Annotated in this window: 11 protein-coding genes; 9 read left to right on the top strand and 2 right to left on the bottom strand. The window is 55.9% G+C overall.

Annotation, left to right across the window (positions count from 1 at the left end; genetic code table 11):
• Positions 1–330 precede the first annotated feature (330 nt).
• Positions 331–3,021 carry an aconitate hydratase AcnA gene (acnA, locus tag QP442_RS04800; RefSeq protein WP_103633618.1) on the top strand — a complete coding sequence of 897 codons (2,691 nt, stop codon included), beginning with the start codon at positions 331–333 and terminating at the stop codon, positions 3,019–3,021.
• A 77-nt stretch (positions 3,022–3,098) separates the two neighbouring features.
• Here the strand turns inward: acnA and ppgK are convergent, their stop codons facing one another.
• Positions 3,099–3,854, bottom strand: a complete 756-nt coding sequence (gene ppgK / locus QP442_RS04795; RefSeq protein ID WP_181002189.1) for a polyphosphate--glucose phosphotransferase — start codon at positions 3,852–3,854, stop codon at positions 3,099–3,101.
• Between the two features lie 134 nt (positions 3,855–3,988).
• Positions 3,989–4,876, bottom strand: a complete 888-nt coding sequence (gene map / locus QP442_RS04790) for a type I methionyl aminopeptidase (protein WP_103633644.1) — start codon at positions 4,874–4,876, stop codon at positions 3,989–3,991.
• Between the two features lie 206 nt (positions 4,877–5,082).
• Here map and pheS point away from each other — a divergent pair, with 206 nt between their 5' ends.
• From pheS to tyrS, 8 genes are all read left to right on the top strand, one after another.
• The gene (gene pheS / locus QP442_RS04785; RefSeq protein ID WP_103633620.1) at positions 5,083–6,168 is read left to right on the top strand and encodes a phenylalanine--tRNA ligase subunit alpha; all 1,086 of its coding nucleotides are present in this window, start codon (positions 5,083–5,085) and stop codon (positions 6,166–6,168) included.
• Between the two features lies 1 nt (position 6,169).
• Positions 6,170–8,818, top strand: a complete 2,649-nt coding sequence (pheT, locus tag QP442_RS04780) for a phenylalanine--tRNA ligase subunit beta (RefSeq protein WP_103633621.1) — start codon at positions 6,170–6,172, stop codon at positions 8,816–8,818.
• 128 nt (positions 8,819–8,946) lie between these two features.
• Positions 8,947–9,438, top strand: a complete 492-nt coding sequence (locus QP442_RS04775) for a flavodoxin domain-containing protein (RefSeq protein WP_103633645.1) — start codon at positions 8,947–8,949, stop codon at positions 9,436–9,438.
• A 50-nt stretch (positions 9,439–9,488) separates the two neighbouring features.
• A complete protein-coding gene (locus QP442_RS04770; RefSeq protein WP_006681559.1) occupies positions 9,489–10,001 on the top strand; it encodes an arginine repressor in 513 nt (170 codons plus the stop codon).
• A gap of 57 nt (positions 10,002–10,058) precedes the next feature.
• A complete protein-coding gene (locus QP442_RS04765) occupies positions 10,059–11,282 on the top strand; it encodes an argininosuccinate synthase (RefSeq protein WP_103633622.1) in 1,224 nt (407 codons plus the stop codon).
• A 139-nt stretch (positions 11,283–11,421) separates the two neighbouring features.
• Entirely contained in the window at positions 11,422–12,807 is a 1,386-nt protein-coding gene (locus QP442_RS04760) for an O-antigen ligase family protein (RefSeq protein WP_285067758.1), read from the top strand.
• On the top strand, positions 12,804–14,237 hold the full coding sequence (gene argH, locus QP442_RS04755; RefSeq protein WP_006681556.1) for an argininosuccinate lyase: 1,434 nt from the start codon (positions 12,804–12,806) through the stop codon (positions 14,235–14,237). The genes QP442_RS04760 and argH overlap by 4 nt, the downstream gene beginning before the upstream one ends.
• Before the next feature lie 42 nt (positions 14,238–14,279).
• Complete coding sequence (gene tyrS / locus QP442_RS04750) at positions 14,280–15,545, top strand: tyrosine--tRNA ligase (RefSeq protein WP_006681555.1); 1,266 nt, start codon at positions 14,280–14,282, stop codon at positions 15,543–15,545.
• Positions 15,546–16,219 lie beyond the last annotated feature (674 nt).

The following is a 16,219-nucleotide window of genomic DNA, read 5'->3' as shown; positions in this document are numbered from 1 at the left end:
ATCTCAACCTTTCATCAATGCGGTTTCACGTCTGACCGGTGGTAGACATGGTGCGGATGGAAAAATGATTGGCTCGCATGAATTGCTGGCATCTTTTGTGTCTTTTTGTTCACTGAGAACCAACATCCGCGGGTTTTTAGTACACCGATGTTGTTGATTTCTGAGGCGAGTGTTGTGTGAGGGCCTCCTGCACCACCTGAGGGAAGCCGAGAATTCACCGAAAAGTCTGAATTCAACGAATCTGTCCTATTTCTACTTGCGGACACCACGTCAGCAAGTAATCTTGATATCAAGATACTTAAGTGTGTGCGCAACAGTGGAGGAGAGGTCATGGCATCCGTGAACTCATTCGGAGCACAAACCACCCTGAGCGTTGATTCTCAGGACTACACGATTTACTCGCTTGACGCGGTCGATGGCCTCGACAAACTTCCGTACTCACTGAAGGTTCTTGCGGAAAACCTGTTGCGCACCGAAGACGGAGCAAACATCACCGCTGAGCACATCAAAGCGCTCGCATCGTGGGATCCGGACGGTGAGCCTGACACCGAAATCCAGTTCACCCCTGCGCGCGTCATCATGCAGGATTTCACCGGCGTTCCCTGCATCGTGGACCTCGCAACGATGCGTGAAGCAGTTGCTGACCTCGGTGGCGACCCGACTCTGATTAACCCACTGGCCCCCGCTGAAATGGTCATCGACCACTCCGTTCAGATTGACGTTGCCGGCACCTCGATCGCATTCGAACGCAATGTTGAACGTGAATACGAACGCAACCAGGAACGCTACCAGTTCCTCCGCTGGGGGCAGGGCGCATTCGATAACTTCCGCGTTGTCCCGCCGTCAACCGGCATCGTTCACCAGGTCAACATTGAGCACCTCGCCCGCACGGTTTTCGTCAAGGATGAAGCCGACGGTTCGAAGATGGCCTACCCCGACACTTGCGTCGGCACTGACTCGCACACCACGATGGTCAACGGTCTCGGTGTGCTCGGCTGGGGCGTCGGTGGTATTGAAGCCGAAGCCGCCATGCTTGGCCAGCCCGTTTCGATGCTGATCCCGCGCGTTGTTGGCTTCAAGCTGAAGGGTAAAATCCCCGCTGGCGCAACCGCCACCGACGTCGTGCTCACGATTACGCAGATGCTGCGCGCACACGGAGTCGTCGGCAAGTTCGTTGAGTTCTACGGCAGTGGCGTGGGCGCAGTTCCGCTCGCGAACCGCGCAACGATCGGCAACATGTCGCCGGAGTTCGGCTCCACCGCCGCCATCTTCCCAATCGACGAGGTCACGCTTGACTACCTGCGCCTGACGGGTCGGAGCGAAGAATCGATTGCCCTCGTTGAGGCATACGCGAAGAAGCAGGGTCTCTGGCACGATCCTTCACGCGAAGCCCGCTATTCCGAATACCTTGAACTCGATCTGTCGACGGTTGTTCCGTCGATTGCAGGCCCGAAGCGCCCGCAGGACCGTATCGAGCTGTCGAACTCGAAAGATATGTTCGAGAAGACGATCGGCACCTATGCGCCGGACGGTCCGCGTGAGGATGTTGAGTTGATGCTGGCCGATGGGACGAAGACTCGCCTGAACCACGGTGATGTGGTGATCGCGTCGATCACTTCGTGCACGAATACGTCGAACCCATCGGTCATGTTGGCGGCCGGTCTGCTGGCACGTAACGCTGTGAAGCGTGGTCTGACGTCGAAGCCGTGGGTGAAGACTTCCCTGGCACCCGGTTCCAAGGTTGTCACCGACTACTATGAGAAGGCAGGCCTCTGGGACGACCTCAATGCTCTGGGCTTCAACCTGGTTGGCTATGGGTGCGCCACCTGTATCGGTAACTCTGGCCCGCTGACTCCCGAGGTTTCTGCAGCGGTGAACGACAACGACCTCGCTGTCGTGTCGGTTCTGTCGGGCAACCGTAACTTCGAAGGTCGCATCAACCCCGACGTGAAGATGAATTACCTGGCGTCCCCCCCACTTGTCATCGCCTACGCGTTGGCTGGCACGATGGACTTCGACTTCGAGAATGATCCGTTGGGAATCGACCCCGCAGATGGTTCTGAAGTGTATTTGCGTGATATCTGGCCGGACGCCGACGAAGTACAGAAGACAACCGACGCGTCGATCGACCGCTCCATGTTCGAAAACGGCTACGCGGATGTCTTCGCTGGCGATGAACGTTGGCGCTCTCTGAACACCCCCGAAGGCCATGTATTCGCATGGAACGGAGAATCCACCTACGTGCGTAAGCCCCCCTATTTCGAGGGCATGGGCTTGGAGCCTGCTCCAGTCTCGGATATCGAAGGTGCTCGCGTTCTGCTGAAGCTCGGCGACTCGGTGACAACCGACCACATTTCGCCGGCTGGCGCTTTCAAGCCGGAAACCCCCGCGGGGCAGTACCTGATGAGCCACGGAGTCGAGCGCAAGGACTTCAACTCCTACGGTTCTCGCCGAGGCAACCATGAGGTCATGATCCGCGGTACGTTCGCGAATATCCGTATTCGTAACGAGATGCTTCCCGGTGTTGAAGGCGGTTTCACGAAGAACTTTGCTCACCCGGGTGCACCGGTTTCAACCGTGTATGACGCCAGCGTCGACTATCTCGCCCAGGGCACCCCCCTCGTTGTCCTCGGTGGCAAGGAATACGGTTCCGGTTCGTCTCGTGACTGGGCAGCAAAGGGAACCTCCTTGCTCGGCGTGAAGGCCGTGATCGCTGAATCCTTTGAACGCATTCATCGCTCGAACCTGATCGGCATGGGTGTCTTGCCCTTGCAGTTCCCCGAAGGACAGACGCGTGACTCGCTGGGATTGACCGGTGATGAGGTCTTCTCAATCCACGGTGTCACCGCTTTGAATGAGGGTATAACCCCGCAGGCTCTGACGGTCGAGGCCCTACGCGAAGACGGTACCTCCGTTACCTTCGATGCGCGCCTGCGTATCGATACGCCCGGTGAGGCTGACTACTATCGACACGGTGGCATCTTGCAGTACGTGTTGCGGGGCCTCGCTCAGCGTGACTAAAAACATGCGCGGTAAGACGAGTGGGGGGCACGGTGCGCTACCAAGTTGGTAGTCGCCTTCAAGATTTTGCGAGTGAATTATTCACGAGGCCCGGATGCCGCGTACCACGCTGCACCGACGATGCCGGCGGTATTACGAAGCTCAGCCGGGAGCATCTTCGTCTTTAGATCAAGCAACGGCATGAACTTCGCGTGGTTCTTCGACACGCCACCGCCGACCACGAACAGGTCGGGGCTGAACAACATTTCAACGTGGCTGTAGTACTTCTGAAGGCGCTTCGCCCACTTCTTCCACGACAGATCCTGAAGTGTCTTCTGACCGGACGAGGCGCGGGTCTCGGCGTCGTGGCCGTCGATCTCAAGGTGGCCGAGCTCAGAGTTGGGGACGAGCTTGCCGTCCATGATCAGAGCCGAACCGATTCCTGTACCGAGCGTCGTGACAATGACCAGACCCGGGACATCCTTCGCAGCACCGTAAACGACCTCTGCCAGACCAGCAGCATCAGCGTCGTTGAGTGGAACAACCTTGCGACCAAGGTGCTTTTCCATCAGGTCAATGACATTCACACCAACCCACGAATCATCCAGATTCGCCATAAAAGGAATAACGCCGTGAATCACTGGAGCTGGGAAGGTAATTCCGACAGGAATATCGGAGGCAACCTCAAGACCTTCAAGAAGCTGACGACAAACATCAGCAACTGCATCAGGGGTTGCAGGCTTGGGCGTTTCAATGCGAATACGTTCGCCGATGAACTCACCAGTCTCCAGGTCGACCAGGGCTGCTTTCACGCCAGATCCACCAATATCGATTCCACATCCAACGGTCGTCATTGTGCGAATGATCCCTTCCGAAACGTCATTGTTCGACTCAGTTGATATCGTACCGTAGCGCCGAGCAACAAGGTCGCGCGAACAGTTACGTCCGCGCGACCTCGTCGATCAGCAAAAATGTGCCAGCCTCAGACTCACGGAAGAGTCAAAATCTCCGCACCGTCTTCGGTGACAACGATGGTGTGCTCAAACTGAGCAGTACGTGAACGGTCAGCGGTCACAACGGTCCAGTCATCGTCCCACTGCTCCCAATCAATGCCACCAAGGGTCAACATCGGCTCGATCGTGAAGACCATACCGGGCTCCATCATCGTCGAATACGCGGGTGCAGCATCGTAGTGAGGAACAATCAGACCGGAGTGGAAGGCCTCGCCCACACCGTGCCCCGTGTAATCGCGGATCACGCCGTAGTCGAAACGCTTCGCATAACGTTCAATGACACGACCGATCACGTTGATTTCACGACCCGGACCAACAGCCTTAATGCCACGCATCATCGCTTCATGCGTGCGTTCAATCAGAAGGTGCGATTCCTCGTCGACCTTGCCAACCTCGAACATCGCGCAGGTATCACCGTGAACACCATCAACATAGGCGGTGATATCAACGTTCACGATGTCGCCTTCTTCCAACGGGCGATCGTCGGGAATGCCGTGGCAGATGACCTCGTTGATCGACGTGCACAGAGACTTCGGGAAACCCATGTACCCCAAGCATGACGGGTAGGCATTGTTGTCAATGAGGAACTCGTGGCCAATACGGTCGAGTTCGTCGGTCGTCACGCCCGGTGCGACGCTCTTGCCCACGGCCTCCAGAGCCTGAGCAGCAATACGGCCCGCGTGACGAATACGCTCGATCGTCGACACGTCCTTAATATCCGACGCAGTCACGCGCTCCGGACCCTCATGGAACATGTATTCAGGACGATCAATATGAGACGGGACTAAACGAACAGGGGAGATAGTTCCCGGTTTCAAGGTTCCAAGTGGCGCACGCTTGGCTAAATCAGATATATGAGTCATACCTTTAAGACTAGTCCTTTCGCTCACCTCGGGCAGATGGCCAGGCGACGAGGCTCCTTTATGACTGCTGACTGTGCAGACAACGAAGATATGAACCCAGCGTGAGTGACCCCATGTGGACGACAACGTAGTATCTTGCGGGCTCGGACTATCATGGCAGGGCATATAGTGCGTTCAAAACGAGACCTAATTGGAGGAAACAGGACATGGCCCAGGAAGCCCCTGACCTCAATCCACTGGATAGTGCAGCCGTCGACGCCCTCGTCACAGCTGCACTTTCAGATATTGAAGCCGCATCTTCACTCGAAGAACTCAAAGCCACAAAGCAAGCGATCCTTGGCGACAACGCCCCGCTGGTCGTAGCCAACCGCATCATCGGTTCCCTCAAACCCGCAGACCGTGGCACTGCAGGTAAGAATCTCGGTGGTGCTCGCGGCCAGATTTCGAAGGCTCTCGCCGTCCGTCAAGAGGTGCTTGAAGCTGAGAACGAGGCACGTGTTCTTCGCGAAGAATCCGTCGATGTGACTGCCGGTGGGCATCGCACGGTGACGGGTGCGCGTCACCCGATCGAGACTCTGATTGAAGAGATCGAAGATGTGTTTACATCCATGGGCTGGGCTATCGCTGAAGGCCCCGAAGTTGAACACGAATGGTTTAACTTCGACTCCCTGAACTTCGACATCGACCACCCGGCTCGTCAGATGCAGGACACGTTCTACGTTGACGGCACTTCTGCTGGTGGCCAGAACGCCGATGATGGGCACCTCGTGATGCGTACTCACACGTCGCCGGTGCAGTCGCGTGCCATGCTTGACCGCGGTGTCCCTCTGTACGTCGCATGCCCGGGCAAGGTGTTCCGTTCTGACGCTCTTGACGCGACGCACACCCCGGTTTTTCACCAGGTCGAAGGTTTGGCCGTTGATAAGGGCCTGACCATGGCGCACCTGAAGGGCGTGCTCAATCACTTTGCTCAGGCAATGTTTGGTCCTGAAGCGAAGGCGCGCCTGCGCCCGTCGTTCTTTCCTTTCACTGAGCCCAGCGCCGAACTTGATATTTGGTTCCCACAGAAGAAGGGTGGCGCCGGCTGGATTGAAGTCGGTGGTTGCGGCATGGTGAACCCCAACGTTCTCAGAGCAAACGGAATCGATCCGGAGGTCTACACCGGTTTCGCATTCGGTATGGGTATTGAACGCACCCTCATGCTCCGGCACGGAATTGCTGACATGCACGACATCGTTGAAGGCGACGTTCGTTTCAGCCAGCAGTTCGGTTTGATTGGAAAGGGACACTGACATGCCAATGGTTCCGATTTCTTGGCTCGCCGATCACGTCGAGGTCCCTGCTGATCTTGATGCCGCGCAGCTCGCAGCAGCGCTGGTGAAGGTTGGTCTGGAAGAAGAAGCAATCCACCCCGCAAAGGTCACCGGTCCGCTGGTTGTTGGCAAGGTTCTGACCCTGGTGAAGGAAACTGCCTCCAACGGCAAGACTGTCAATTACTGTCGCGTCGACGTTGGTCAGTACAACGACCAGCCGGGTGCCGGTAAGGAACCTTCGGATCTGCCAAGCCGTGGCATCATTTGCGGTGCTCACAACTTCGTTGAGGGTGACCTCGTTGTTGTTTCCCTGCCCGGTGCAGTTCTTCCCGGCGATTTCGCGATTGCAGCGCGTAAGACCTACGGTCACATTTCCGATGGCATGATTTGCTCTGCCCGTGAACTGGGACTGGGTAACGATCACGATGGCATCATCGTGTTGCCGAAGTATTTCCCAGACCGTGAGATCCCTGCTCCGGGTTCTGATCTGCTCGGTTTCCTTGGCTTGGGCGAAGAGACTCTTGAGATCAACGTGACCCCCGACCGCGGTTACTGCTTCTCAATGCGCGGTGTCGCACGCGAATTCGCGCACTCGACGGGTGCGAAGTTCACGGATCCCGGTCTGGTTGGAAACTGTGTTGCTTCGGTGCCCGAGGCAACCGCTGACGGATTCGAGGTGCGTATCGCAGACGACGCGCCGATCCACGGTAAGCCCGGTGCGGACCGTTTTGTCACCCGCATTGTTCGTGGCGTGAACCCTTCGGCTCCCAGCCCGCGTTGGATGGTCGAGCGTCTCGAAGCAGCAGGAATGCGTAGCCTCTCCTTGGCCGTTGACATCACCAACTACGTGATGCTCGACCTTGGGCAGCCAATGCACGCCTACGACCTGAATGCTCTTGAAGCTCCGATCGTTGTCCGTCGCGCACGCGCCGGTGAGCGTCTGACAACGCTGGATGAGGTCGATCGGCAACTGGATCCGCAAGACCTGCTGATCACAGATTCTCCGAACGGTGAAGGATCACGCATCATCGGCATGGCCGGTGTTATGGGTGGTCAGTATTCAGAGGTCGAGCATTCCACGACGGATATCCTCCTCGAAGCCGCTCACTTTGATGCGGTGTCGGTCGCCCGTACCGCACGTCGTCACCACCTGCCGTCTGAAGCGTCGAAGCGCTTCGAACGTGGCACTGATCCCCAGCTTGCTCCTGTCGCAGCTCAACGAGCTGTTGACCTGCTGGTTGAGTACGGCGGGGGAACGGCAGATGCAGCAGTGTCCGACTTCAACGAAGTCGCGCCGGCCTCGTCAATTCGTTTCCCGTACACCGATGCCGCCCGCTTGATCGGCGTCGACTACTCGAAGGAACGCGTTGAGGAGCTTCTCACTGAAATTGGTTGCACGCTCGACGAAATCGAAGACGGAATCTTCAACGTGACCGTTCCGACGTGGCGTCCCGACCTGACCGGTTCTGCCCACCTGGTTGAGGAAATTGCACGTCTTGACGGTTTCGACACTATTCCGTCGATTCTGCCGTCGGCTCCTGCCGGTGCTGGTTTGACTGATGCGCAGCAGGCGCGTCGTCACGTTTCTGCGTCGCTTGCAGCTTCTGGTTTGGTTGAGGTTCTCAGCTATCCGTTCGTTTCGGATTCCTTCGATCGTCAGCGTCTCGCTCAGGGCGATGAACGTCGTCAGGCTCTGAAGCTTCGTAACCCGCTTGCGGATGATGCACCCCTGTTGCGCACCTCGATCATTGATACCTTGCTCGACGCTGCCGGACGCAACGTTGCACGCGGTAGCGACCGCGTGGCGCTGTTTGAAACCGGACTTGTTGTTCGCCCTGCAGGCACAGTTCCTGCCGATCTTCTGAGCGCTGAACAGCGCCCGACTGATGAGGAACTTGCTGGACTGCGTGCTGGCACTCCTGCTCAGCCGTGGCATGTGGGTGTTGTCCTTGCCGGTCGTGCCTCGGCTTCGCCGGTTGTCGAGCCTGCTCGCATGTTCGCATGGTCGGATGCTCTTGAGACGGTCGAGAATATTGCGTCTCTTCTGGGCGTTCGCATTGAGGTCACTCGCGCGTGGGATGCCGACTACAAGAAGGTGCCCGGTCCGCTGATGCCTGAACCTGCATCGGATCCGGCTGATGTTGCTCCGTGGCATCCGGGTCGTGTTGCTCGCGTATTCGTCCGCCGTGGTCGCGATTTGATTGATATCGCGATGGCTGGCGAACTTCACCCCGGCGTGTGCAAGTCGTTTGGCTTGCCGGCCCGTTCGTGCGCCGCAGAGGTTGATCTGTCTGCTCTGATTGAGGCGATGAGCGGTGAGCCGACGCAGGTGAAGCCCGTCTCGACTTACCCGATTGCGAAGGAAGACATCGCTCTTGTTGTGTCGAAGTCGATCCCTGTTGCTCGCGTCGAGCAGGTTGTTCGCCAGGGCGGGGGAGCGTTGCTTGAAGAAGTGACGCTGTTCGACATTTTCGAATCCGAGACACTTGGCGCTGACGTTCGCTCGCTGGCGTTCGCTCTGAAGTTGCGTGCGCCGGATCGCACGCTGAGTGCCGACGAAGTTCGTGAGGTTCGCGAAAGTGTCGTCGCGAAGGCGGGCAAGGTGCTGGGAGCACAGTTGCGCTCTTAGTTAACGAGGCTCCTGACGGGGCACGATGACCGATAGAACAGCCGGGCTGGAGTCCGCGCCTTGTGTATCTTGACTCAGTACGAGATGTCAGCGCGACTCCAGCCCGGCTTTCTGCCACACTTATAGCTATGCATATCCTTGTCACTGCTTCTTCAAAGCATGGTTCAACGAACGAAGTTGCCGACGCGATTGCGAGGCGACTCGAAGATGCCGGTCACACGGCTGATCGCATCGCGCCGGAGGATGTTACTTCTGTTGACGCTTATGACGCTGTGATTTGCGGTTCGGCTGTTTATATCCTGCAGTGGATGGATGGAGCGCACGATTTCATGGATCGTTTTAGCGCCCAGCTTGAAAACAAGCCCGTGTGGGCATTCTCAGTTGGTATGAATGGTGTTCCGAAGCATGCCCCTCAGGATCCGACTCGTATCGGTCCGCTTCTGACTCGCGTCAGTGCTATTGATCTTCATTCTTTTGCTGGTCGCTACACCCCATCGTTGCTTTCGTTGCGTGAACGCTCAGTTGCACGTCTTGCCGGTGTTGTGGAAGGCGATTTCCGCGACTGGGATGAGATCAACGAGTGGACTGATTCGATTCTGAAGGATCTCGAACAGCGCTGATTTTGGGTGCCTCGCGCCATTGTGCAATTTATACATAGTTACGTATAATCATGCATATGGGAGATCGAAGCACACAAACGCCCGCTGCGCGACGTGAAGCAATTCGTTCAATTCTTGCTAGCGGATCAATCGGTTCGCAAAAGGATCTTCGCGATCTGTTGCGTGAGCAAGGTATTGACGTTACTCAGGCAACTCTGTCGCGTGACCTTGTCGATATGCGTGCGACAAAGATTCGTGTGGCTGACGGCACTCGCATCTACTCCGTTCCCGATATTGACGGGGGAGCAACCCACGAAGGCGAAGCTGGACACGAACGCTTGCAGAAATGGTGCCAGTCGATCCTCGTTACCTCAATCCTTGTTGACCATCAGCTGGTGCTCAGGACAACGGTTGGAGCAGCCAATCTCTTGGCCTCAGCTATCGATGCTGTTCGTCTTGATGCGGTTGCGGGAACAATCGCGGGCGATGACACAATCCTTGTGATTTGTCGATCTTCTGAAGATGCGCAGCAGACCCAATCGTATCTGATGGATCTTGCTGAGCCCGGATCTTCCGCTCACTGAGCCCACACTTTTCTTATTCACTCCACTCTCACACTTTCATCGGAGAAGGAATACAACATGGCAGAGCACAAGGACCGCGTTGTCCTCGCATACTCGGGTGGTTTGGACACCTCCGTTGCTATTGGTTGGATCGGCGAACAGACCGGTCGCGAGGTCGTTGCGGTTGCAGTTGACGTGGGGCAGGGTGGCGAAGACCTCGAGGTCATCCGCCAGCGCGCGCTCGACTGCGGTGCGGTGGAAGCCTACGTTGCAGATGCTCGCGACGAGTTCGCCAACGAATACTGCATGCCGGCACTGAAGGCGAATGCCCTCTATGAAGGTAAGTACCCGCTGGTTTCAGCTCTGTCCCGTCCCGTGATCGCCAAGCACCTGGTGAAAGCTGCGCGCGAATTTGGCGCACACACTGTTGCTCACGGTTGCACCGGCAAGGGGAACGACCAGGTACGTTTCGAGGTTTCGATTACGTCGATGGCCCCCGACATGGACTGCATCTCGCCGGTTCGTGACCTTGCGCTGACGCGTGACGTTGCTATCGAATACGCCGAGAAGCACCACCTGCCGATCGAAACGACGAAGCATAACCCGTTCTCGATCGACCAGAACGTGTGGGGTCGAGCAATCGAAACTGGCTTCCTTGAAGACCTGTGGAACGCGCCGACCAAGGACGTCTACGTTTACACCGATGATCCGACTTACCCGCCGCTTCCGGATGAGGTCGTCATTTCCTTCGAAAAGGGCATCCCGGTAGCCATTGACGGTCGCGCAGTCACCCCGCTTGAAGCAATCCAAGAGCTGAACCGCCGTGCAGGCGCTCAAGGCATCGGTCGTATTGACATGGTCGAAGATCGTCTGGTTGGCATCAAGTCACGTGAGATTTACGAGGCTCCCGGTGCTCTCGCTTTGATCGAAGCACACCAGGGGCTGGAATCCATCACCCTCGAACGCGTGCAGCGCCGCTACAAGCGTGGTCTTGAGCAGATGTGGGGTGAATTGGTCTATGAAGCCCAGTGGTACTCACCGTTGAAGAAGTCCATGGATGCGTTCATTGAAGATACTCAGCAGTATGTGACCGGTGATATTCGTATGGTCCTGCACGGTGGCCGTGCAACTGTGAATGGACGGAGTTCCGAGGCTTCACTGTATGACTTCAACCTGGCAACCTACGAGACTGGCGATAGCTTCGATCAGTCTTCGTCGCGTGGATTCATTGATATCTACGGTCTGCAGTCGAAGCTTGCGGCTGCTCGTGACGTCCGTCTGGGTAACTCGCAGGGATACTGAGCAGACGTTCGTTTGGTCAAACAAACACTGATATGCACGTGTGCCCAAGGCTGATTTCCTTGGGCACACGTGTTTTCTTTATCTAAGTGTGCCCAATGGACACCGGGGCGTGGCACGTTCTTTCGCTAGAGTGGTCACGATGAAAGAATCGGTTGAGTTTCTACGCAGGTATGGGGCGAAGACGACGCCTGAGCGTCGAGCCTTAGATATCGTCACCATTGCAATCTTCTTTCTAGGCTTCGCAGGCCAAGGCGTACGTAATATCGTTGGCTTCTACGGGTCTTCGGTTGTCATGGTGGCATTATTTGTTGCTTTGGCGTATCTGATGCATCTCAATCAGATTCGTTTCACACGGGTTGCGTATCCACTTGCCACACTGCTGTTCGTCATGTGGTGCGCTTTATCGGTCGCATGGTCGCAATATCCGCATTATTCTGCGATGTTTGCCGTCGTGACAATCGGCGTGTCTCTTACAGGTTTGGCGATTTCTGCCTGTTACACGTTTACGGAAACAGCGAATCTTCTCATCGTTTCGTTCAAGGTCATTCTGATTGTTTCCTACGCTCTTGAGCTGTTCACCGCTCTTATCTGGAAACAGCGCTTGGCTCCGATTCCAATGATCCGCGCTGGGGAATCCGTGCCCGATATGTCCTATTGGGTTTATGGAGATCTTTTTAATGGTGGCCCTATTCAAGGCTTCCCCGGTAATCGGAATCCGCTTGCGTTTATTGCGTTGCTGTTGATTCTCTGTTTGCTTGTCAAATGGATGTCAACGTATAAAAACACGACGTCAACGATTATCTGGCTGATCATTTCGATTGTGACAATTGCTCTGACGCGTTCAGGAACGGTCACCGTCGCGGTCATCATCTGTATGGCGATCGCAATGTCCTTCGGTTTGGTGAAGTCGGTGACGCGTCCTCATCGTCCCGCCCTGATTTCTTTGATCGTCTCGCTGACTCTGACAGGAGCGGTGATCGCACTGTTTAACCGTTTGGCGATCACTGATTTCCTTGGTCGTTCCCCGGATTTTTCAGGTCGTGGTGACATCTGGAAGGCGCTTCTCCCCATGTGGAGCCAACATCCGATTCTCGGATGGGGCTTCACCATTGGCTATCAAGGTGATGTGCCTGTTTTTTCGAATTTCATTCGTCGCGGTGATGGAACTCCGACAACTCAGGCTCACAACTCGTTTATCGAGGCCCTTTTCCAGACAGGCATTATCGGAGTCTCAATTCTGAGCGTCGCCGTTGCGACAGTATTCTTTGGCACGTTCATTTACGCTGTGCGCCATATCGATGAATCCCGCAGGGTTGTAATGCCAGCAATGATTGCTTCAGCATTGATTATTCAGTCGACGGTTGAATCCCGTCTTTTGTTTGAAGGCAACTGGATTCTTTTTGTCATCTTGGCAGCGTGGGTGGCGAAAAAACAACCTTTTGCTTCACTGTTTGCAAAATATGGTCCCTTTAAACGTCTCGCGAATTGGAGTTTGTCGCGAGGGCAAGGAATGATGAACCCGTGACTTCGCAAGAGACAACAACACCGACTGCTTTGTGGGGTGGCCGTTTTTCCGGTGGTCCTGCGCAGGCGCTCGCAGCCCTTTCAGTTTCTACCCATTTCGATTGGCGTCTCGCGCATGTGGACATTGCTGGTTCTCATGCCCACGCTGACGCGCTGTACGAGGCTGGCCTCTTAAGCGCTGATGAAATCGACGCGATGCATGCCGCGTTGGCGCAATTGGATGCCGATGTTGCGTCGGGTGCGTTTGTTCCATCGCCGGACGATGAGGATGTCCATACGGCACTCGAGCGTGGTTTGCTTGAGCGCGCGGGTAGTGAGCTTGGCGGAAAGTTGCGTGCGGGGCGTTCGCGTAATGATCAGATTGCAACACTGATTCGCATGTACCTGCGTGACGAGACGCGCCATATTGCGAGCCGCGTCCTGGATGTTGTGGACGCGATTTTGTCGCAGGCTGCACGTGCTGGTGACGCTGTTATGCCGGGGCGTACTCATATGCAACACGCACAACCCGTTTTGGTGGCGCATCATCTGATGGCACACGCATGGCCTCTGATTCGCGACGTTGAACGTTTTGCCGATTGGGATAAGCGTGCCGCGATTTCTCCCTATGGCTCGGGCGCTCTGGCAGGTAATACTCTCGGCATGGATCCGCAGGCTGTTGCTCGTCAGCTCGGCTTTGATGATTCGGTGGATAATTCGATCGATGGAACCGCGTCGCGTGACATCGTTGCGGAGTGCTCTTTTATCCTTGCGATGATCGGCGTTGATATCTCTCGCCTCAGCGAAGAAATCATCATGTGGAACACCAAGGAATTCGACTACGTGACTCTTGATGATTCCTTCTCAACAGGATCATCGATCATGCCTCAGAAGAAGAATCCCGATGTGGCTGAACTCGCTCGCGGTAAAGCCGGTCGCCTGATCGGTGATCTGATGAGCCTATTGACGGTGCTCAAGGGCATCCCGCTGGCATACGATCGCGATCTTCAAGAAGACAAAGAACCTGTCTTCGATCAGCTGGATACGCTCGATGTTTTGCTGCCCGCTGTTTCGGGAATGGTTGAAACGATGACCCTTAACTTGGAGCGCATGGCGGAGCTCGCACCTCAGGGATTCTCGCTTGCCACGGACATTGCAGAGTGGCTTGTGCGTAGGGGAGTACCTTTCCGTAGCGCGCACGAAATCTCTGGAGCTTGCGTCAAGATGGCAGAGCGACGTGGCGTCGAGCTTGCTGATCTCAGCGATGAAGAATTGACCTCGGCCTCGTCGCTTCTGACCCCGGATGTCCGCGAAGTCCTGAACGTCGCAGGATCTGTATCCGCGCGACTGGGGAAGGGGGGAACTGCTCCTGTTCGCGTTGAGGAACAACGACAAGCACTTGCTGTCCGTATTGCTGGATGCCGTGAGTGGGCGTCCACCCCAACCCGCTAAGATAGCCTCGGCTACTTCGAGCCGAAATGGAAGGAATTTAAAGTGACCGACATTCTGGATGACCTCCAGTGGAGGGGTCTCATCGCCCAGCACACCGACATTGATGCTCTTCGCGAGCACCTGAACGCCGGGCCGGTCACCTTTTATTGTGGCTTCGACCCGACCGCAGCTTCTCTGCACCACGGACACCTTGTTCAAATTCTTCTGATGCGTCACCTGCAGCTGGCTGGTCATAAGCCACTCGCACTTGTCGGTGGGGCAACCGGTCAGATTGGCGATCCGCGTCAATCGGGGGAGCGCCAGCTGCAGCCGACCGAGGTCGTTCGCGGTTGGGCAGACAATCTGCGCAACCAGATCTCGCGTTTTCTCGATTTTGAAGGACCGGCCGCGGCGACGATGGTGAACAACCTCGACTGGACTGAGGAACTGAGCGCCATTGATCTGCTCCGCGGTATCGGTAAGTACTTCCGCGTTGGCACGATGCTCGGTAAGGACATTGTTGCGCGTCGTCTGGCATCGGATGAGGGCATTTCCTACACGGAGTTCTCCTATCAGATCCTGCAGGCGAACGATTTCCTTGAACTGCATCGTCGTTACGGTGCCACTCTTGAGACCGGCGGTAACGATCAGTGGGGCAATATGATCGGTGGCGTTGATCTGATTCGTAAGGTTGACGGCGAGGTGTCGCACGTGCTGACGACTCCGATTATTACGAAGGCTGATGGTACGAAATTCGGTAAGTCCGAGGGCGGTGCGATTTGGCTCGATCCGACGATGATGAGCCCGTACGCCTTCTACCAGTTCTGGCTGCAGGTTGAGGACGCCGATGTTGTTCGCTTCCTGAAGATCTTCACCTTCCTTGACCGTGCTCGCATAGAAGAGCTTGAGGTTGAGGTTGCAGAGCGTCCTCATGCGCGCGCAGCCCAGAAGGCCCTGGCGGCTGAGGTGACGAAGCTTGTTCACGGTGAAGAAGAGTTTGAGCGTGTTCTTGGTGCAACCAACGCCCTTTGGGGCGGTGGAGATCTGCGCGCAATCGATGCGGATACCTTGGCTTCTGCTACGTCGGATCTTCCTCGCGCAACTGTGAAGCTCGGTGAGGCAACGATGGTTGACGCGTTGGTTGAAACCGGTTTGGAAAAGGGACGAGGCGCCGCACGTCGCACGATTGCTTCCGGTGGTGCGTACCTGAACAACGTCAAGTTTGAGGACGCGGAAGCTGTGTTCACGGCTGACGATGTTCTGGCTGGTCATCGACTGCTGATCCGTAAGGGGCGTCGCAACCTTGCTGTCATCGAATTCGACGACTGAAGCGTCCGTATGGGAATCGCAGTGATTTCCTGATTGGACTCACCTGCGGGGCGGAAACACTACGTTTCCGCCCCGCAGTGCGTTTCTAACAGGTCATTGCATCTCGATATTGGTGCTGTGCTGCGTGGTGTTCTTAGATGTATTGGTCGCCGTGTACGTACGCAATCGCATGTATGTGGCGACGTGTAGGCGCCGTGTGACAGTCGGCGTTTGCTACGGAGATCTGAGTCGCAATCACGGTCTAGTTTTGTGGTCTGTAAAACGCTGACAGATCACAATTTTAGTGTTTCCTTGCTGCTCAGAGCCACTTTTCGGCGAAATACTGCGAATCTGCTGGTGTGCAAGAGGTAGGAATTGAAGCTTGCGCTGATTTGACGGTGTGGTGGGGGGTGGGTATTGTTTCTGTTGTTGCGCCGAGTGGTTGCAAGCTTTTGGGCCTGTTTGTGGTTTTGGGTTTGTGATTGTGGCGTGGTTGCTTCCTCCCTGTTTTTGATGGTTGCGGTTTTTTGTGGCTGTTTTGGGGTGTGTGGGTGTTGTTTGTGAACTCGATAGTGTGTTTGTTTTTATGCCTGTTTTTTGTTTTTGAGTTTGTTTTTATTGTTGGGATTGGCTGGCCGCGTTTTGGTGGTTGGTTTTTTCTGGATATGTTTTTGTTCGGAGAGTTTGATCCTGGC

The organism is Pauljensenia sp. UMB1177 (genome assembly GCF_030217965.1).
Classification (GTDB): Bacteria; Actinomycetota; Actinomycetes; order Actinomycetales; family Actinomycetaceae; genus Pauljensenia; species Pauljensenia turicensis_A.
Note: the sequence above shows the minus strand (reverse complement) of the source record. Positions and strands in the feature narration are given on the sequence as shown.

What these genes read in the sequence shown, in the direction of transcription:
- acnA (WP_103633618.1), top strand. Translation starts at nt 331, where the DNA reads ATGGCATCCGTGAACTCATTCGGAGCACAAACCACCCTGAGCGTTGAT.
- ppgK (WP_181002189.1), bottom strand. Translation starts at nt 3,854, where the DNA reads ATGACGACCGTTGGATGTGGAATCGATATTGGTGGATCTGGCGTGAAA.
- map (WP_103633644.1), bottom strand. Translation starts at nt 4,876, where the DNA reads ATGACTCATATATCTGATTTAGCCAAGCGTGCGCCACTTGGAACCTTG.
- pheS (WP_103633620.1), top strand. Translation starts at nt 5,083, where the DNA reads ATGGCCCAGGAAGCCCCTGACCTCAATCCACTGGATAGTGCAGCCGTC.
- pheT (WP_103633621.1), top strand. Translation starts at nt 6,170, where the DNA reads ATGCCAATGGTTCCGATTTCTTGGCTCGCCGATCACGTCGAGGTCCCT.
- QP442_RS04775 (WP_103633645.1), top strand. Translation starts at nt 8,947, where the DNA reads ATGCATATCCTTGTCACTGCTTCTTCAAAGCATGGTTCAACGAACGAA.
- QP442_RS04770 (WP_006681559.1), top strand. Translation starts at nt 9,489, where the DNA reads ATGCATATGGGAGATCGAAGCACACAAACGCCCGCTGCGCGACGTGAA.
- QP442_RS04765 (WP_103633622.1), top strand. Translation starts at nt 10,059, where the DNA reads ATGGCAGAGCACAAGGACCGCGTTGTCCTCGCATACTCGGGTGGTTTG.
- QP442_RS04760 (WP_285067758.1), top strand. Translation starts at nt 11,422, where the DNA reads ATGAAAGAATCGGTTGAGTTTCTACGCAGGTATGGGGCGAAGACGACG.